This is a genomic window from Niabella aquatica, from assembly GCF_054779315.1.
Genome location: NZ_BAAGYM010000038.1, coordinates 255,855 through 274,306 on the forward strand (window position 1 = coordinate 255,855; position 18,452 = coordinate 274,306).

The following is an 18,452-nucleotide window of genomic DNA, read 5'->3' on the forward strand; positions in this document are numbered from 1 at the left end:
TTTAAGTGGTACCGGAAAAGGGCTTATTAGTTATCAGGTGCCCCTGCGTTCACCCATGCTGTTATTTTACTGATGGTACATAGTGGTAGTTTCGACACGTTCTTAGGCATGGCTGCTACGCCTGCCTCGTGGTTAATGCTTTTTAGCAGTTCCCCGTTTGCTACAATATTTTTCAAATCTTCAAAGGTTTCAAGAGAAAATGTTTCCATGCTGCCGTTCTGGTGGCAGGAGCTAATGGCACACCGGGTGCTAATAATGGTGCGGATATCTTTTGAATAAGTGATATTTGCTGTATTGCATTCATCTCTGTCCGAAAGCGCTTCCAGGCTGTTCCTGTAACAGGCCGGGAGAAAAAAAGCAACAAACAGTAAGTAAAAAATATTTTTTTTCATTTTTTTATATGCTGAATAGTATAAAAGCCAACAGGGTTACCCACCGCAACGGTACGGCTGTTTACGGCCACGCGATTGGCAAAACCGCTTGCTTCTATCACATACACTACGAATTGCATGTTTTCTTTTTTATACCCGCTTGGGACCGTGTAAGTAAATGTTTTATCATAGCTGCCGTTTACAGCAAGATCACCGACAGGGTCACCAAAATAGCTGGTGGTTAAAAATGCTCTTAACACATGGTTGTGTCGGTAATCGTTTATCCATTGGGTTTCGCCGTTCAGAAGGTCGGCCTGTTTGTAAGGAATATCATTTTCAATAACCGCTGCAGCAAGCCTGTAATTTCCGTTAGCTTCGCCTTTATTGAGCAACTGTACTTCCACGCGTACCGCGCCATTTCCCTGCAAAGTGGCGGCAGCAGCTATGCCCACTTTAGCTGTGGCGTTGATCCTTTCTGTAAACCCGTTCCCCGACGGGTTGAAACTGCCAACGGAAACAAGGTCGTCCCGCTGGTCAATGATGACGCCGGGATAGCCTGTTACTCCGTAGAAATAATTTTGAAAAGGTTTGTAGTTTTTAAATTCCATCGGGTCAGTTTCTTCAAGACGGCCATGTACGCTTATCACGTCGATCCTCCCGGGGTATTTATTTTTTATAACATCTTCCATCGCCCTTGTTACCGCCGGACAGTACACGCAATCAAAAGAAACAAATTCCAGCAGCAGCACATTTTTGGTTACAGGCTGTCCATTCGGCTGTTCTGTGTTATCCTCTTCTGCACTACCTTTTGCACAGGATGCTATCGAGGCTGCCAATAAGAAGTGGATAGATAAATAGAGAAAATATTTCATGATTGATGATGTTAAAATGCGGTAACGAGAGAAAGGCTGGTGCCTGTATATGCGGGCATGTACAGGCAAATGCCTCCGGTGCAGATGATGCCTTCCCTGTTTCTTCCATACTGAAGAGATAAACGGGTACGCGAACGGGTATAGCTTGCACCTGCTTTATAGTAATGCACATTGGTGCTGCCGTAATTATACATGTCCGAAATAAAGCAACTCCAGTCAGATGCGGCCGCATATTCTACCAGCGCCGCTCCCCAGTTTTTCAAATAATCCCTGCTCCACAGGTGTTGCAATTCAAAACGGAATGATTGCCGGTTGGAGATTTTCCATAAGGCATCTCCGGCAACTATTTCAGAAGTGTACAGATCGTCTTCCTTGCCAATAACCGCGGGGTTATACAACTGGCTGGAAAACAGAAAATGGGTTGTTACCGAAGAGCTTAGTTGTTTTTTTACTTCCACATTCAGATCCCGGTAATATTTTTTTCCACCTGTTTTGAAAAAGCTGAAACCTTTTTCCACGCTGCCGTTCAGGTTGTAATAAGCTGACGCGTTAAAAGAAATGGCAGTACCATACCTGCCCCCAAAAATGCTTTGCTGCTGTACCTGATAGTTCAGGTCAAGCTGCCCCCCCATTTCGCCATGGGCTACAGTGTTGTGCGGGTTTAAACTGGCTAATGAAAAAACATGCTGTTTTGTAAGCGCCGGTAAATAATTAAGTTCCCTTCCAATGCCCGATGCGCTGCGCATGGTACCCATTTGCATAAACTCCAGGCGGCGGAAGGCGAGCAGGCTGCCGAACCCTTTTGTATTATATCCCAGCTCTACCAGCAATGCACTGCCATCTTTATTTTTGTTGTTAGAGAACACGCTGGCCTCCGCAGTTTTGTAAGCGTATTCGCTCTGAGCCGAAAACTTATTGCCCGCCCAGCTGCCCCTGAAGGAATATGCATTTACATTAGGGCTTATCGCTTCCTGCCCGGCGTAGTTTTCGTGCCGGTTAATGATATTGGCTTCTGCGCTTACTACGCTTTGCTTCAATCTCAAAGCATTCCCGATATCAAAAAAAACGCTGCCTCCTTTTACAATGCTTTCCGCTTTGTCCATAAAATAACGGGGTCTGCCGGCCAGTCCTTTTATAAAAAGCATGTCTTTTATATTGTACGCCACTCTCACTCCTTCCAGCGAGGTATTGAGGCCTAAGGAACGTTCTTCGAAGGCCCGGTAAATAAGGCCGTTACCCAACTGCTCATAAAAATCGCCTATGGTAATGTCCAGGTTATCATTTTTAAAAGAAGCGTATTTCAGCACCAGCTCGCTTCCTTTGAGCGCAGATGGTAAGCCCTGAAGCACGGGCAGGTATGACTCAAACTGTACACCTGCCGAAAACGCTTTGTACTGATAATCCACTTTGAAATAATTGTTAGAACCGAGGTGATTGCCCGGGGCCTGTGCGCCTGTTTTCGCATCATCTGAATAGTAAACAGAGCTGGTTTCAAAGCTGCCGGACAAGCCGTTTTGAGCATGTGATAACGGATCGGCGTTCATAAAAACCAACGTGCAGATGAGTATTTTGCAGGAGCGCGTCATTTGAGGTTTTTTAAAACTTCCAGCACCTCGGCCTCGCTACCGGGGCTGTAGCCTATTCTTGTAAAAACTACCTTACCTGACGGGTCGATAATATATAACTGCGGTATCACGCTTACATTAAAAGCCCGTTTAAAATCCTGGTTCTTGTCTAACAATACCATGAAGGGCCACTGGCTGGCTGATACAATGGCTTTTACTTTTGAAACGGAACGTACATCATCGGTGGATACAGCTACTACTTTGTAGTGAACCTCTTTTTGCCAAAGCGGCAGCTGCTCTGCCAGCGCGTTCAGCTCCCATATGCACGGCCGGCAGGTAACAGACCAAAAGGAGAGTATTACCGGTATGCTATCGGCTATTAAAGAGCGGGTATTGATGTTCCCGGCATTCAGCACCTGAACCTGTACCGAAGGCAGCTCTTTTTGAGCTGTTACCTCCAGTTCCATAAAAAGCAGGAGCGCAAACGCCCATATTCTTTTCATTACGCTTTCTTTTTAATGTTCATGCCCCCCGCCGCCATCAGATGCCTGAACGTCTATTGTTTCTTCTACTTTTGATACCTGACCTGCCTGGTCGGTAACCCTTATGGTAAAGCGATATTCGCCTATGGCCTGCCCTGCAGGAATTACAGGATGGTCGTGAAAGCCTTCCACATTTTTCTGGCCTACGTAATCGCCCTTGTACTCTTTGGTATTGCTATAGGTGCCGTAGCCGCTTTTTTGCTGTACGATGACTTCTATTTTTTCCACCAGCCCGGGCGCGGATATATTGGCTTCAAAATGGTTTTCTTCTCCGAGATGAAATATCCTGTTATCAGGATTGGCATGAGTGCCTAAATGCAACAGTTGTATGGTGGGCGCTGCGGGCTTGTCAGTGCCGTCTTTTTTGCAGGATGCAAACGTGAGCAATCCTATACCTGATAAAAGAAGAGCGGCTGTAAAAAAGTTATGCTTTGTCATATTTGTTGAGTTTTATTTTTTCTTTAAAATATCAGACAATACCCGACCGCTATAAAAAAGCAGGCAGGTATTGCTGATGGATAGATGTGTTAATAGCCTGGGTTTTGCGAGATACCAAGGTCATTACCCGAAAGCCCTTTAGGGATGGGGAAACGATAAAATTTCCCGCTTATATTATCTGTTTTTGAGTGAAGGTGCTTATACACTTTTGCAAAAAACGGGTAATTGGTTTTTGTGCCGCCCGTCCCGTCGTTTTCAGGGCCAAATTTAGCAACCTGTGATGCTACCGAGCTGTAATCGGATTTGTAGTATTCAAATTTGGGAACATCGGTAAGCACTGTTTTTATCAGCTTTCTCCAGCGAACCAGGTTCGACCAGTGCCTTTGCTCAAAGAAAAGCTCAAGGTACCATTCGTGCTCCAGTTGCTCCTGGGTAAGTGTGCTGTAATTAGCCAGCCCGGCCCTTTGGCGCAACTGGTTTACAACCTGTGCTGCCTCTCCGCTTTTGCCTAATTGCAGCAAAGCTTCCGCTTTTGTAAGCAATACTTCGGCATAACGTATTTCTATGCGGTTGATATTATTGGGCTGCCCTGCTTCCGAACCAGGAGCTACATCTGTGAGCTTGCTGTTGCGGTGCACAAATTTGCCAATGCGTGGGGATGTTACAGGATAGGTATAATTATAAACTTTATAATCTTCGGTTTTGGACGGGCTTGCTACCAACGGCTCATCCTGGTTGTATAAACGGGTAAACAATGAGTAGTGCTTACGTTTATCATTATCCGCAAACCTGGCAAGCAACGTAACATCGGCAGGCCCTATATGATTGTCCTGGTACAGGTCGAACCTGAAGGTGAACGGACAGTGCGTTTGGTGGTTGCCCTGCGCATCTCCCAAACCATCTCCATCATGATGAATGGTAAATACGTGCTCGGGAGATTTGTTTTCGGCAGGCACTCCAAAGTTGTTTTCAAAATTGTCTTCCAGCCTGTAATTGCTGCTGTTGATTACTTTATCGGCATACTCCACGGCTTTTTGCAGCCTGCCATTGTCCCAGGCGGTAGCGGCGGGGTCTGCTTTGTTACCGGCGATAGCGGCTACCTCGTTTTGCGATAGCGGCTTGCCGGCCCATGCAAGATACACCCTGGCTAATATGGCGTTTGCCGCGCCTTTGCTGGGGTTGGAGCGGATGATGTCAAAAGAAGGCAACGCAGCTTCTGCTTCTGTAAGGTCTTTTACAATTTGCGTATACACTTCATCAATCGGCTTACGCGTGGTTTGTTCAGCTTGGGTAGGTTTCACGCTTAAAATCAGCGGTACCTCGCCCCACAGGTTTACAAGATAAGAGTAGCCCAGCGCTCTGATGAACTTGGCCCTTGCTTTGGCCAGGTCAATGGTTGCCTGCGAAAGCGAGCCGCCGGCATGGCTGGAGTCGGCCTTGGAAATAGTACGGTTGGCCTCGCCAATGCTTACGTACAGGTAATTAAAAATTTTAGTGGGATACCAGTTGTTTACATCAGTTTTAAAAAGGCTTACCAATGGCCCTGCCTGGTCATCGGCGCCTTCAAAGCTGATGGTATGCTCTGTTGCTGATTCTAACAGGAAAGAATAAGAAGAGCTTAAACGTTGCCAGGGTGGGAACGCCGCGTTAGCCTGTGCCAGCGCTTCCTGGTCGGTTTTCCATACGGATTCTCCCGTAATTACTGTGGGCGGGGTATCGCCTGCGTCTTTTTTGCAGGAAACTGCCCCTAAAGCGCTTAGCGCTATAAAGGCAATTGCCAGATGATTAAACTTAGATTTCATAATTGTTTATTTTAAATGGATAAATAAATACAAGGATCATTTTAGTAGGATACATTGATGCCAAACGATAGGATTTTTGGCATGGGAAATGTACCCAGATCAATGCCGGATGCGATTTCGGGGTCGTAACCTTTATATTTCGTAATGGTGGCGACGTTTTGCGCGGCTGCAAAAAATCTTAGCTTTAAGGGCCAGTGAGGCAGCATAAAGGAGGCTTTTCCAATGGTATAACCCAGCGTTATCGTCTTCACCCGCAAAAAGGATGCGTTTTCTATATAACGGCTGTCCAGCTCTGATGAATAAGGCGTACTGGTAATCCGGGGCACTGTGTTAGATGGGTTGGTTTCTGTCCAGGCGTTTAGCAATACGGCCGAAACGTTGTAGGCATCCGTAGGACGCTCCAGGTACCGGCGCAGCTGGTTGTACACGCTATTCCCCTGCGCGCCCTGAAACAATACAAAAAAGTCGAAGCCTTTAAAATGAAGAGAGGAGTTGAACCCGTATATAAAACGGGGCTGCTTGTGGCCTAATACCACGCGGTCGTCCGCGCCAATATGATTGTCCCTGTTTACATCTCTGAACTTAGGGTCGCCGGGCTGCGGCGTAGTATAGGAAGGCGTTGTGGGCAGGCGCGACACATCTTCCCCGTTTTGTACCACTCCTTCAAACACCTGGCCGTAAAAGGAGCCCAAAGGTTCTCCCACTTTTAAAATCTCAACGCCCAGCACCCGTTCTGTAATATTATCATAAAGGCTGGTTATTTTATTTTGATTATAAGCAGCGTTGGCAGCTACCGACCATTGTAACCGGCTGTTATTGATTATTATACTATTTACCGAAAACTCAACACCAGAATTGGCAAGGTCACCCACGTTGATCAACTGCTCATTCTCCTCTCCAAGTTTTGGTGGAACGCGTATTAGCAGGTCGGAGGTTTTCTTGCGGTACAGGTCTGCGGTAAATGATAAACGGCCTTTAAGGATGCCTGCATCCAGGCCAATGTTATACTGGGCGGTGGTTTCCCATTTCAGGTTTTCGTTGCCACTGTTGCCCACACGGTAAGCCACATCGCCGCCATAATACACCGCGTCTAAAAGCTGCAGGTATTCATAGTCGCCTATTTCCTGGTTGCCCACGCTACCCGCGCTGGCCCTTAGCTTTAAGTTGCTGAAATAGCTTTTGCCTTTAAGAAAAGCCTCGTCATTAATATTCCAGGAAAGCCCGATGGAAGGGAAAATACCCCATTTATGATTCTTCGCAAACCGGGTAGAATAATCGCTTCTGAAATTAGCGGTAAGGTGGTAGCGATCCAGCAGGGAGTAATTGATCCTGCCCAGTAAAGAATGTAAATTGCTTTCTGTGAGGCCGCTAAAGATAGGGCGGGCACCATAAGGCTTTCCATCCTGCAGGTTGTTTACTCCCAGGGCTTCATTGGTAAAATCAGAGCTCAATGTCGTGTTGAAATTGGCTTTGGTGCGCTGAAAAGTATAGCCGCCCAATATATCGAACGCATGTACATCGTTTATCTTCCTGGCGTATGATAATGTATATTCAGACAGTACGATCTGCGAATGCTTATTGCCTATACCGCCTATGCCGTGCGGCTCCAGGCCGATGGCGGTGTAGGATGGCGAAAAATAGTTCTGGGTAGTATGCGCTAAATTGCCGCCTATACTAACTTTTGCGGTAAGCCCTCCTTTGGTTGTATACTGCGCGAAAAAGTTGCCCAGCAGCGAAGTATAAATAGTTTGTGCGGTGCTGTTTTTAAGGTCTGATATAGGGTTGGCCGTTTTACTACCCTCTCTTAAATAGGCATATTCAAAAGGGTTATTATAATTGTATCCTCCCCCGTTGGCATAAAACGGTACCACCGGCGGCATATACAAAGCATAAGTAAGCGAATTGGCAATGCCCGCAGAATAGGGAGAGCTGTTGTAATTTACTGCCTCGAATGTGGTTAAGGTGCTTTGGGCGCTTTTGCTGCCGGTAACGTTTACGCCTATTTTAAGCCCGTCCAGAATTTCCCGCTCATAATTTGCCCTGCCCGCAAAACGTTTAAGTCCGGAGTTAAGCACAATACCATCCTGGTTAAGGTAGTTGCCCGATAAGAAGTATCGCGATTTGGCATCGCCACCACTAATGGAAAGTGAGTGGTTTTGCGAAAGGGCGGTGCGCAATACGGCGTCCTGCCAGTTATATCCATTGCCCAGCGTGGCTATCTCCTCATCGCTATAGCCCGGCTTGTTTAAAAAATAATCTTTTTGCAGGCGAGCCCATTGTGTTGCATTCAACAGGTCTAATTTTTTTACGGATTGCGCATGGCCCTGTATATACTGGTAGTCTATAGAGCTATGGCCTTTTTTTCCCTTTTTAGTAGTGATAACTATTACACCGTTGGAACCTCTGGACCCATATATGGCTGTGGCAGATACATCTTTCAGAACGTCAATGGATTCAATGTCCGAGGGGTTCAGGAGCGATAAAGGGTTCATTTCCCCTTCAATAGTTCCGAAGCCTGTTTTAGTAGCCGCATTATCGCTAAAGAATAAAAAGCCGTCTATTACATACAGGGGGTTGTTGCTGGCATTAATGGAATTGCCTCCTCTTATTCTTATTACCGCTGGCGCTCCCGGCTGCCCCGAGCTTTGCGTAACATTTACCCCGGCCACGGCACCACCCAGCAGCACATCAACAGTGGGAGAGAGGTTATTCTCCAATATTTTTTTTGATACGGACGCGATGGAGCCTGTAAGGTCTTTCCTGCGCTGTGTACCATATCCTACCACTACCACGTCTTCCAGTTGGGCCTCCGTTTGAGCCAGTAGTATTACTGCCGGTAATTCTGTGACCGTTACCTCTTTCGGCTCGTATCCAACCCTGCTTATCAAAAACGTAGCAGGCAATGTTTGCGGGCTGGTAAGTATAAATTCGCCATTGCTGTTAGTGGTAACACCAGTAGCTGCATTCTTTACACGGACAGATGCGTTTTCCACCGGAACCCTGCTGAGAGAGTCCAGTATAATACCCTTCCATTGCTCCTGGGCGTTAGCATAAAGTGCAGTTAGAAACGTTATGTTAATAAGGAAACATAAACCTTTTTTCACAAAGCTTTTCACTATGTTTGTATTAAGATGAATAAATAAGGCCATGCAGTTTGCCTTGCAAACTGTTCCTGCCAGGGAAGCCGTTTATTTTTCCAGGCCGGTTTTCGCTCCAACGGAAACCGGCCGTTTTATTAAATTATCAATCAGCCAACATTGGCTAACTTGTATCGTTGTCAATCATAAAAAAAAGAAAGATCCTATTGCAGTATTTGAATATAAGAAGCCTATAAGTAACTGATACATCGTATATCGCTGCATTGCTTTTTAAAAACAAAACATCGCAGAGAAGATATTTTACGAGAGCTGCATTTCATTATCCTTGGTTGGTATGTTGTAAAAATGTAAAATTTCAGCAAATATAATCTTAAAATATTAGTCTATCAAAAAAGTAGACTAATATTTTATTTTTCCCAGATTTTATGAAACAGCATATCGCTGTTCGGACTTTTCCGCTACCGTATTAAAAGCCTGGTTAAGGTCTTCAACAAGGTCTGCCGCATCTTCCAGGCCGACAGATAAACGGATCAGGCTATCCGAAACCCCCGCTGCACGGCGTTTTTCGGATGGTATGCTCTTATGCGTCATTGCTGCAGGGTGGCATAGGAGGCTTTTTACGCCACCCAGGCTTTCTGCCAGTTTAAAATATTTTGTGGATGTTACAAAAGAGGTGGCTGCGGCCTCCGTATCTTCTTTTAATGTAAAAGAAACAACGCCTCCATAGCCTTTGGATTGCCTTTTTGCGATTTCATGATTGGGATGATCTTGCAGGCCCGGGTAAAACACTTTATCTACGGCAGGATGGGTTTTTAAAAACCGGGCAACCGTAGCAGCATTTTCGCAGTGCTGTTTTACCCGTAAGTGCAGCGTTTCAATGCCCCGGATAATCAACCAGCTATCAAAGGGAGACAGTACAGCACCACTGGCATTTTGTATAAATTTTATCCTGCTGCCAAGCGCTTCGTTTTCAGTAATCACCAGGCCGGCTATCAGGTCGCAATGGCCGCCTAAGTACTTGGTTGCTGAATGTACTACCAGGTCTGCTCCCAATAGTAATGGTTGCTGCAATACGGGCGATGCAAAAGTGTTGTCTACGCAGAGTAAACACCCATGTGCTTTTGCGATTTTTGCAATGACTTCAATATCCGAAATTTTGAGAGTAGGGTTGGTGGGTGTTTCTATCCAGATCAGCTTTGTTTTTGATGTGATGGCCTCGAGCACGTTATTGGCATTGGTACTATCTGTATAAGTTACTTTTATCCCGAACTTTTCATAGATATGTGTAAACAACCTGAAGGCGCCCCCATAAATATCATCAACAGCAACTATCTCATCGCCTGCCTGCAATAATTTTATGACTGCGTCAATAGCTGCCAGCCCACTTGAGAATGCTGCTGCTGTATGGCCACTTTCGAGCCCGGCTGCAATTTTTTCAAGCGTGGCACGTGTGGGATTATTGGTCCTGGAATAATCATACCCAGAATTTACTCCTGGCGCTTCCTGTACAAAAGTGGAGGTTTGGTAAATAGGAACCGATATAGCTCCTGTTAGCGGATCCGACGGAATACTGTGGAGGGTTTGTGTTACAATGCTGCTCATGACGATCTTTAATTTTTAAGGTGATAAATATTTTATTCAAACCTTATCAGAAAGGAAACCGGCATGGCTTTATAACGAAAAAGCTCACCCGACAAACCAGATGAGCTCATTATCATTCAACAAAAATAATCCTAAGCTATACACTGACTTATCTGTCCCGAAATGTACGGGATGGATTTGGCACCTTTTTTATAACAGAATGTATAAAGAGGTTGCCAAGGCTTCATTGGGCCATTACCCTCAGCCTTTCTTGATAAGAGATGGAAAAGAACTGACGCAAATATAGCGTTATTTTATTAGTCTACAATATTTGTAGGATTTTTTTTTATAAAAGTTTTACCAGTATGCGCAGGCTCCAAATAATAACCAAAATACCAACCAGTATAAAGGCGGTTTTCCTGGGTAGTCTGCCGGCCAGCTTTGCTGCCAGCGGTGCTGCTATCAGTCCCCCCAAAATCAGCCCTAGTATAGTTTGCCAGTGGCTCACACCTAGTAAAATAAAAAAAGTAAAAGCGCTGGCCAGTGTTACAAAAAATTCGCTAAGGCTTACAGAACCGATCACATACCTGGGGCTGCGTCCTTTAGTAATAAGGGTTGTTGTTACAATAGGTCCCCATCCGCCCCCGCCAAAGGAATCAAAGAATCCGCCAGCTCCGGCTAATGCCCGGTAGTGCTTGAATTTCTTTTTTGCTATCTGCTTTTTGAACGCGCTGTACAAAATTTTTAATCCTAAGAATAAAGTGTAGCAGGCAAGCAGCGGCCTTACCAGGTCGCTGTATTTCTCACCGAGGTACACTAATAACACGGCCCCGGCAATGGCCCCGATTACGCCGGGTATCAGCAGCATTCTAAACAGCTTCTTGTTTACATTTCCAAATTTATAATGACTGTAACCTGATGCGCCGCTTGCAAACATTTCGGCTGTGTGTATGCTGCCGCTGATGGCGGCAGGATTTACACCTGCTGATAACAAAATGGTAGCGCTGGTAACGCCATAGCCCATGCCTAATGCGCCATCTACCAATTGTGCAACAAAACCTGCCGCAAGCATAATGAGGAAAGACTGCCCCAAAGAATTATAAAGCGTCAGAACCTGTTCTTTGATGGCATCAAAAGGCCAGAAAGAAAAAACGATATGACCAATAAGCATAAAGGCAAAAGCTGTCAGGGCATAAGATGCTATCCTTTTATAAGAAATTTTTCTTTTTGCTCTTTCTTGTACTGAATGATCATTAAGGCTATTCGTTTTACCGGCCTGAGCAGGATAAGAGGCTTTGTAGTCTCCCTGTAAAATATGGATGTCTGTTAAGCCTGTATGAGCAGCTTCGTTCATGACCTTTTCGATAATATGCCGGCTCGTTTCTGCTACAATAACCAGGTCGGCATTTTTGATGTCCCTTTTTTCGAAGGCGCGCTCTTCGATGCTTACGTTATCGAATTGGGCCTCTAAAACCCGTATATCCTCGCGGATGTCTTCTGCTACTATCTTTATGGTAGCCTGTGTTGCATTAGTCAGCAATACATTCAATTGGTCTAATGCATCCGTTTTTCCGCCCACTATCAGAATATCCAGTTCCTCGGTTTTTAGAAATGCCTGAAAAGACCTGCCGCTGGTTATACCATTATTGCTTTTTATTGAAACTTCACTCATATAACTGTATTTGCTGTAGCACTTTGTAAAATTGGTTGCGAATATATAGTATATTTTAATATTCTACCAATTAGGTAGACTATTTATTTGTTGTGGAACGCAAATTTTGAAATTGTGCCCCCACTATCCTCGAACGAAAAAGTCCGGCGATATATGGGCCAGCAAGATGTCATATAGCGATAGGCGCTCTAAATCAGGCCTTTGGTATAGGCTATTCTCAAGGCCTGGGCGCGGCTGTTTACGTGCAGCTTCTGGTAAATATTGATACAGTGCTTTTTCACGGTGTTGGCACTGATGAATAGTTTATTGCCGATGTCCTTGTATTCAAATCCCTGGCTCAGCATTTCCAGTATTTGTTGCTCTCTTTCTGAAAGATGAAATATTTCGGTACTGTTCTTTAAAACAGGAGTAGCTGTGTGGGGTGCCTGTACCATCTGCAATATTTTATACGCAATGCTGGGTGATATGGGGCCCGCGCCGCTTTCCCAGAGATTGGTAAGCATGTCTGCAATGACAGGCCCGCTTTCTTCTTTCAGCAAATAACCGCAGGCGCCCGCTTTTATAGCGTTGAAGATTTTATCCTCATCATCAAAAATGGTCAGCACTATAAATTTTATATCCGGGTATAGTGACGATGCCGTTGCAATAGCTGTGATTCCGTTTACATGGGGCATCTCAATATCCATTAAAACAATATGGGGATGCTGCTCTTCACTCCGTTCCTTCATCTGCTCTAGAAAATTTTCTCCATCCGCAGCCTGGAACATGATTTCAAAAACCGGGTGCCGTGAAAGTTTGTCGGCAACGATTCTGCGGTTGGTGATTTTATCATCAACAATGGCAACTTTTATCATAGTAAACTTTTAAGCAAAACTGGGTTTTAAATGTCTTTATATCAATAATCCATTTGGATAATCTATTAGCATATAATCATTCCATTTCACGTGCAAACAGTAGTTCAAAAGTTTTAATAATTTCGCCGGTGTTGGTGATAATAACAATTTCTTTATGTAAACTGCATGAAATATATATTAACTGAACGGAACGTTTAAAGTAATTGCAGTACCATCATCTTCATTACTTTTTATATCTATCATTATTTTAGAAACCAGTGCCCGCTGTTTCATATTGTAGATTCCATGACTGTCCGCTTTATCCTGTACGTCCTGTATAATAAATCCTTTCCCGTTATCGCGAATAGTAACAATCCATTCCTTTTCCGTAACTGTAGAGTTCGTTTCAATATTTTCAGCGCGGCTATGTTTTATGGCATTGTTAACGGCTTCCTGAACGATCATTAAAATGTTCAGCGCTTTCGCAGAAGGGATTGTCTGCGATCCTGGAGCCACTCCCGGTGTGGTAAAGGTAATATACCTGTAGTTCCTTCGCATCTGGCTTATAAAATTGATGATGCGCATCCAAAGTCCCGAAGTTGTTGTGTCGGTCGTTTTTAAAGCCCATAAGGTTTCTCTTAAAAAAAAGAGCATGTCTTTTGCCGTATCATTGAGGTTGGCAGTAAGCTCATTGTTGGCGCTTTCCTCCTGCTTCAGCAGTTCGCTGGTATATAAGATAGCATTAGCCTGTACGCCAAGATTATCGTGCAGATCGGCAGCAATTCGTTTCCTTTCTTTCTCTTCAGCATCCTGCACGGCTTTTTCTGCCTTTAGCTTTTGCTTTTTTCTGAAGCTGATAAAATAAAGCAGGCTGATCATTAAAATAAATAGCGTAATGCTGGTATATAGAACCAGCTGGTTTTTTTTTCTGGATATATCCAATTGCTGTTGCACGATCGTAGTTTCTTTTTTCTGAACATCGTATTTTGTCTGGATATCGGCAATGGCCCGCTCCTGTTGCAACGCATACAAAGAATCTTTGGCATGGATGATTTGTGCAAGTGTTTGAGCGTATAAAGCATGGTCTTTTTTCTTTTGATAGCATCTGGCAAGAGCTTCATAAAACGAAATTCTGAAGCTAAGCGTATTCATTAATGTTTTGCCGTTGTCAATACTGGGCGAATATATATTGCCCGAAATAAGGTTGCGTTGGCAAAATGCTATGGCACTGTCCACCTGGCCGGTTTCCAGGTAGAAATCAATGAGCGTAAGATTATCATCCGTATACATAGAACCGTCGCTCATCGATGCCCTCACACGAATCATTTCTTTCAGCGAGGCTTCAGCCTTGTTGTATTGTTTCAGCTTTTGATATATACCGGCCTGACGCTGGTAGGCGATTCCCAACCCGTATAAAAGTTGTATTTTTTGGTAAAGGCTGATGGCTTTTTGGCTGAAATACAGTGCGCTGTCGGTTTTGTTGTTTTGGTTATAGGCCTCGCTCATATTAGCGAATATCGCTGCTTTTACTTTGTCGTATTTTTCGGAAGCGGTTAGCCAGGAAAGGGCCTGCCGGAACCATTTCATTGAGATATTGGGTGCTTTTCTTGCCAGGGCTATCGATCCGATAGTATTAATGTTGGTACTGTAAACAATAGTATCGGTTAGCTTTTCGGCTTCACCGGTTATTTTATAAAGTATGTCGAGTGCCGGTGCAAACTCGTTTTTCCCTCCGAGATACATAGCTTTTTGCCGGGAAGCATTAAAATAGATATCACGTTCATCAGGTTTTTGCACATCATTGCTTTTAATTACAGGGTCGATGATCATAACTGAGCTGTCTGCCCAGCCCCAGCGATAATAGCAATTGGCCATTGCTATATCGGCGAGGTCTTTTTGTTTTTTATTGCCATATACAGCGGCCAGTTTTATTGCTTCTTTGCTATATACTTCAAAGGTGTCACGGTTGATGCTTTGGTATTCACCGCAAAAGGCCAGTATAGCCTCAAGCCTTTTATGGGGGGTGGAGCTATGATGAATATTATATAAAAGGCTGTCTACGGTTTTTGTCTGGCCGTAGACACAGGAAAAAAAGATGATCGATAATACTGTAATTACAGAGGTGTATGGCCGCACAGCAGTTTTTTGTAAAGATACCTAATCCACTTTGTTTAAAAACTATCCAAATGGAGCATTGCCGGTGATGAATATTGTAAAGAGATTTGTGAACGGGTTGACGGCCTTGCGATTCGATCAGCAGATATCCGAACGCTTGCCGGGTTATGATTTTTAGCTCCAAAAGGAACTGGAGCTCATTGCCGCGCATCGCGCTGGGCCGATGAAAATAATAAAATAATTAGATATGAAAAAAATGATTTCAAAAGTATTCTCATTCGCAATGATAATGTTCGGGGGCATCCTGTTATTATCCCTGCCTGGCTGCAAAAAAGACAATAATAGCAATTCCGAAGATGGCTTTGCCACGGTATGGGCACCAATAGGAGGCGAAGGAAAGTATGAGGTGACCGCGTTCTATGATGGTGCGGAGCATAAATACAACATCGATGTGAGCGAAAAAGATTACCTCTCCCTAAAAACGGACGGCAACTGCAACGGATACCTTTATCCGTTGGGAAAGTTTACAGGTAAATGGCGAAAAGAAGGGAATAAGATATTGAAGATCGATCAGGCAACCGTTGAAAATGCCTCTGTGCTGGACAACCCTGCAAGTTTTGATTTCGAATTAAGCAATACCGAGAGCAAGAGCATGCGGATACGGCTGCGGGTGAATAAAAAGCTCTCAGGAATACAAACCAACAAAACCGGCAATATATTGCTGGCTTTGCAACAGGCATCTGTCAGCCCCCAAACAGCGGCAAGTACATCCAGCAACTATACAGATATAGCGCTCGAACTCGTTAACCTGTACAATAAATCGCTGGGGATGGGCTATCTGGCATTTGACAATCAAGCTTATTTTATCAAAAGCACGGTAGCCGCCAACCAGGACAGGTATGGTAATACTGGTTTTTATATCTACGGTTATGGTATAGATCGCAACGGGGAACGCATGCAGATGTTCGTGCGATGGGATGGTAAGGAGGTACATCCACCGCAGGCCATGGTGTTTGGGGCACAGGGCTTCACAACACTGATGCATGTGCAGTGGTATTATGATGGCAGTGAGCAGATCAATAATAGTCGCGAGCGTACATTTGGTGCAAATGGAGAGCAGATATCAGTAACTTCTGATGGCCGCAGCCAGTTCATTCTCACTTTTAACAATCTCACCGAAATGGATAAGTGGAACGCCAAACCCAAAGGAAACGGTGTGAAAGCAAGCGGATATATCCGGGGTAATGCGGTGTTTTAGGAAATGTACTTGCCGGCATAAAAAATACGTGAGGATAAACGGGAAATGCCGGCCGTAAAAAACGATTTGCCATCCGATACTTTAGTGATAATGCTAAAAACGCTATGGGCAATTTTTTGGTTTATACAATAAAAAGCAACGCATATCAAAGAATAAGCTGCCGGAAACACCAATGGCAGCTTAAACAGCCGGAACCAGGCTTCTGGGCGTTACTCCGCCCTTTCTGCTTCCTGTGCGCGTGTTTGTAGTAGCTGGCTGTACACTAGTATATAGGTTATTCATCAGTCTCGTAAGCTTATTGCGATGGGCAAAAGAAGAAGGATGTGACCGTTGATGATTTTTTAGTTGCTGGTTTCAGGTTGCCAGAAACTTGAAACTGGTGATTTGTAACTGTCTCTATGGGGCCGGGCAAATTAAACTTTCTCACTCAACCCTTTTGATGACCTTTTAACATCTTCCCCGATAGTATAGGTAAAATGTCCGCGGCTGATACAGAAACTATCCAAATGGATTATTGTACGGGGCTGATCGCCGGAGGAAATTTGTGAACGGATTACCAATTCTATCACCATAAACAAACACATCATGTCACAAACTACTGAAAAGTATGTCATTCGCTACATCAATGGCGTAAAGAACAGCCAGGTAGAGGAATTTGACTTCAGCAAGCCCGAGCTGTTGATCGGGCGCGATACCAATAACGACATCCGGTTTGATCCCGAAACCGAACTGATCGTAAGCCGCGAGCACGGAAAGATTGTTAAGAAAGCCGATGATTGCTTTATTATTGTAGATAACGGTTCGCGCAACGGCACTTTTGTAAACGGTAAAAAAGTTACAGGCAATGTACTGCTGCAGCCCGGCGATGAGATAAAACTGGGAGAGAACGGCCCTGCTTTTATTTTCGACCTCGATCCCAAGCCTTACAGGGCGCCGTTACCTACACAATTAGTGAATATTTCTCCGGCTACTACAACAATTGATGTAAAGAGCTTTACATCCCGGCCTGTTCAGAATGCTTCTTCTAAATGGATGTATTGGCTGGCACTGCCTTTGGTGCTTCTGCTATGTGGCGGCGGTACCTTATGGAAGGGAAACAGGGAAAAAAACATTATTGCGAAAATGGCTGGTGAAGGAGAAATGGATATCAGGATATTTCCGATGCAGGCGATGATGCCTGCGGCCTATAAAGTGTATGCCAATCCTATGGCGCTGGACGGACGGTATTATTTTTCAAAACTGGTAATTGATAATAAAGGAGGCGGTGAGCTGAAAGATGTTAAAGTGGAATATGCCGTTCCGGGATATATTAACTGGACCACTGCATCTGAAATTAAGCATATCCTTCCCAAAGGTTCAGCGGTGGTTACTATTTATCCGCAGTTTCCTCAAAAGGTTACGGAAAAAACTACAGAGTCGACCGAGAGAGTACAGATACGTATCACTTATTTATCAGACGGTAAACCCGAAAGATATGAGAAGGCTTATACTTTTGAAATGCTCAGCCGTAATGACTTTTTATATACCAATGTGCCTGCAAGCGAAGTAAGGGGCGTGGTTGATATGGAAGATAATAATGATCTCGCACCGGTTTTTGTAACGCCACAGGATCCTATTGTAAAATACTATGCGCAGCAGATCCAGGAAAAATTATTAGGTGGTGAAACGGCAGCAGTGGGCGGTGGCGACAGGGAAGCGATCCGGTTTATGATGGGCGTTTACGAAGCTACGCGCCGTACGCATATGGTGTATAGTGCTACAGACGGCATTTGGGGACAAATAGGCGATATTCAAAGCACCAAGCAGAAAATACGGTTACCACGTGAAGTAATAACCGGTAACACCGGTCTTTGCATAGAAATGTCTTTCCTGTATGCCAGCGTATTCGCGGCTGCGGGGCTGGAGCCTGTTATTTTCTTTATTCCCGGCCATGCCTACCCCGGGATCAGGTACAATGGCAACCTGTATGCAATAGAAGCTACTGCCGTAGGAGGTGAAGGCTTGGGTAATATTGCTGGCCCTATAGAGGCGTTTCAGGTAGGCATGAAAAACATAAGGGAGTTTATGCAGAAGGTTCAGCAGGGCGACCCGCGCTACACATTGGTTGATGTAAATGCATTAAATAAAAGGGGTGTGCAGCAAATGGAATTGTCCGACGATGCATTCCTTCGTACCAAGGTAGATGAAATGGCTGCCAGGTTTGCAACAGGCGGGCCGTTTGTTTTTGAAGATCAGCAGCAGCAGGTACAGAACGGTCAGCCTGTACAGCAATAACCTGTGGCTTATTTATCAATCATCTCAAATC

General features: G+C 44.6%; 13 protein-coding genes and 1 riboswitch. Of the genes, 2 read left to right on the top strand and 11 right to left on the bottom strand.

The window, feature by feature from the left end; translation table 11 throughout:
• Window positions 1-26 precede the first annotated feature (26 nt).
• From ACYVBM_RS20765 to ACYVBM_RS20815, 11 genes are all read right to left on the bottom strand, one after another.
• Window positions 27-392, bottom strand: a complete 366-nt coding sequence (locus ACYVBM_RS20765) for a hypothetical protein (protein WP_460687620.1) — start codon at window positions 390-392, stop codon at window positions 27-29.
• Complete coding sequence (locus ACYVBM_RS20770; RefSeq protein ID WP_460687621.1) at window positions 389-1,243, bottom strand: Omp28-related outer membrane protein; 855 nt, start codon at window positions 1,241-1,243, stop codon at window positions 389-391. The genes ACYVBM_RS20765 and ACYVBM_RS20770 overlap by 4 nt, the downstream gene beginning before the upstream one ends.
• A gap of 11 nt (window positions 1,244-1,254) precedes the next feature.
• Window positions 1,255-2,829, bottom strand: a complete 1,575-nt coding sequence (locus ACYVBM_RS20775) for a DUF6029 family protein (RefSeq protein ID WP_460687622.1) — start codon at window positions 2,827-2,829, stop codon at window positions 1,255-1,257.
• A complete protein-coding gene (locus tag ACYVBM_RS20780) occupies window positions 2,826-3,311 on the bottom strand; it encodes a TlpA family protein disulfide reductase (RefSeq protein ID WP_460687623.1) in 486 nt (161 codons plus the stop codon). Before ACYVBM_RS20780 ends, ACYVBM_RS20775 begins: the two co-directional genes overlap by 4 nt.
• Window positions 3,312-3,323: 12 nt before the next feature.
• The gene (locus ACYVBM_RS20785) at window positions 3,324-3,788 is read right to left on the bottom strand and encodes a DUF4625 domain-containing protein (protein ID WP_460687624.1); all 465 of its coding nucleotides are present in this window, start codon (window positions 3,786-3,788) and stop codon (window positions 3,324-3,326) included.
• An 89-nt stretch (window positions 3,789-3,877) separates the two neighbouring features.
• Window positions 3,878-5,590: a RagB/SusD family nutrient uptake outer membrane protein gene (locus ACYVBM_RS20790; RefSeq protein WP_460687625.1), complete on the bottom strand. Its 1,713-nt coding sequence runs from the start codon at window positions 5,588-5,590 to the stop codon at window positions 3,878-3,880.
• Window positions 5,591-5,631: 41 nt separating this feature from the next.
• Window positions 5,632-8,694 carry a SusC/RagA family TonB-linked outer membrane protein gene (locus tag ACYVBM_RS20795; protein ID WP_460687626.1) on the bottom strand — a complete coding sequence of 1,021 codons (3,063 nt, stop codon included), beginning with the start codon at window positions 8,692-8,694 and terminating at the stop codon, window positions 5,632-5,634.
• 417 nt (window positions 8,695-9,111) lie between these two features.
• Complete coding sequence (locus ACYVBM_RS20800; RefSeq protein ID WP_460687627.1) at window positions 9,112-10,290, bottom strand: trans-sulfuration enzyme family protein; 1,179 nt, start codon at window positions 10,288-10,290, stop codon at window positions 9,112-9,114.
• 145 nt (window positions 10,291-10,435) lie between these two features.
• Window positions 10,436-10,550: riboswitch (SAM riboswitch) on the bottom strand.
• A gap of 65 nt (window positions 10,551-10,615) precedes the next feature.
• Window positions 10,616-11,941 carry a sulfite exporter TauE/SafE family protein gene (locus ACYVBM_RS20805; protein WP_460687628.1) on the bottom strand — a complete coding sequence of 442 codons (1,326 nt, stop codon included), beginning with the start codon at window positions 11,939-11,941 and terminating at the stop codon, window positions 10,616-10,618.
• Between the two features lie 188 nt (window positions 11,942-12,129).
• On the bottom strand, window positions 12,130-12,795 hold the full coding sequence (locus ACYVBM_RS20810) for a response regulator transcription factor (RefSeq protein WP_460687629.1): 666 nt from the start codon (window positions 12,793-12,795) through the stop codon (window positions 12,130-12,132).
• Between the two features lie 177 nt (window positions 12,796-12,972).
• Window positions 12,973-14,910, bottom strand: a complete 1,938-nt coding sequence (locus tag ACYVBM_RS20815) for a tetratricopeptide repeat-containing sensor histidine kinase (RefSeq protein WP_460687630.1) — start codon at window positions 14,908-14,910, stop codon at window positions 12,973-12,975.
• A gap of 226 nt (window positions 14,911-15,136) precedes the next feature.
• Here ACYVBM_RS20815 and ACYVBM_RS20820 point away from each other — a divergent pair, with 226 nt between their 5' ends.
• Both ACYVBM_RS20820 and ACYVBM_RS20825 read left to right on the top strand, forming a co-directional pair.
• Window positions 15,137-16,147, top strand: a complete 1,011-nt coding sequence (locus ACYVBM_RS20820) for a hypothetical protein (RefSeq protein WP_460687631.1) — start codon at window positions 15,137-15,139, stop codon at window positions 16,145-16,147.
• Window positions 16,148-16,732: 585 nt separating this feature from the next.
• A complete protein-coding gene (locus ACYVBM_RS20825) occupies window positions 16,733-18,421 on the top strand; it encodes an FHA domain-containing protein (RefSeq protein WP_460687632.1) in 1,689 nt (562 codons plus the stop codon).
• The last annotated feature ends 31 nt before the right edge of the window (window positions 18,422-18,452 follow it).

Excerpts from the sequence above, each read along its gene's own strand:
- ACYVBM_RS20765 (WP_460687620.1), bottom strand. The coding sequence starts at position 392 with ATGAAAAAAAATATTTTTTACTTACTGTTTGTTGCTTTTTTTCTCCCG.
- ACYVBM_RS20770 (WP_460687621.1), bottom strand. The coding sequence starts at position 1,243 with ATGAAATATTTTCTCTATTTATCTATCCACTTCTTATTGGCAGCCTCG.
- ACYVBM_RS20775 (WP_460687622.1), bottom strand. The coding sequence starts at position 2,829 with ATGACGCGCTCCTGCAAAATACTCATCTGCACGTTGGTTTTTATGAAC.
- ACYVBM_RS20780 (WP_460687623.1), bottom strand. The coding sequence starts at position 3,311 with ATGAAAAGAATATGGGCGTTTGCGCTCCTGCTTTTTATGGAACTGGAG.
- ACYVBM_RS20785 (WP_460687624.1), bottom strand. The coding sequence starts at position 3,788 with ATGACAAAGCATAACTTTTTTACAGCCGCTCTTCTTTTATCAGGTATA.
- ACYVBM_RS20790 (WP_460687625.1), bottom strand. The coding sequence starts at position 5,590 with ATGAAATCTAAGTTTAATCATCTGGCAATTGCCTTTATAGCGCTAAGC.
- ACYVBM_RS20800 (WP_460687627.1), bottom strand. The coding sequence starts at position 10,290 with ATGAGCAGCATTGTAACACAAACCCTCCACAGTATTCCGTCGGATCCG.
- ACYVBM_RS20805 (WP_460687628.1), bottom strand. The coding sequence starts at position 11,941 with ATGAGTGAAGTTTCAATAAAAAGCAATAATGGTATAACCAGCGGCAGG.
- ACYVBM_RS20810 (WP_460687629.1), bottom strand. The coding sequence starts at position 12,795 with ATGATAAAAGTTGCCATTGTTGATGATAAAATCACCAACCGCAGAATC.
- ACYVBM_RS20820 (WP_460687631.1), top strand. The coding sequence starts at position 15,137 with ATGAAAAAAATGATTTCAAAAGTATTCTCATTCGCAATGATAATGTTC.
- ACYVBM_RS20825 (WP_460687632.1), top strand. The coding sequence starts at position 16,733 with ATGTCACAAACTACTGAAAAGTATGTCATTCGCTACATCAATGGCGTA.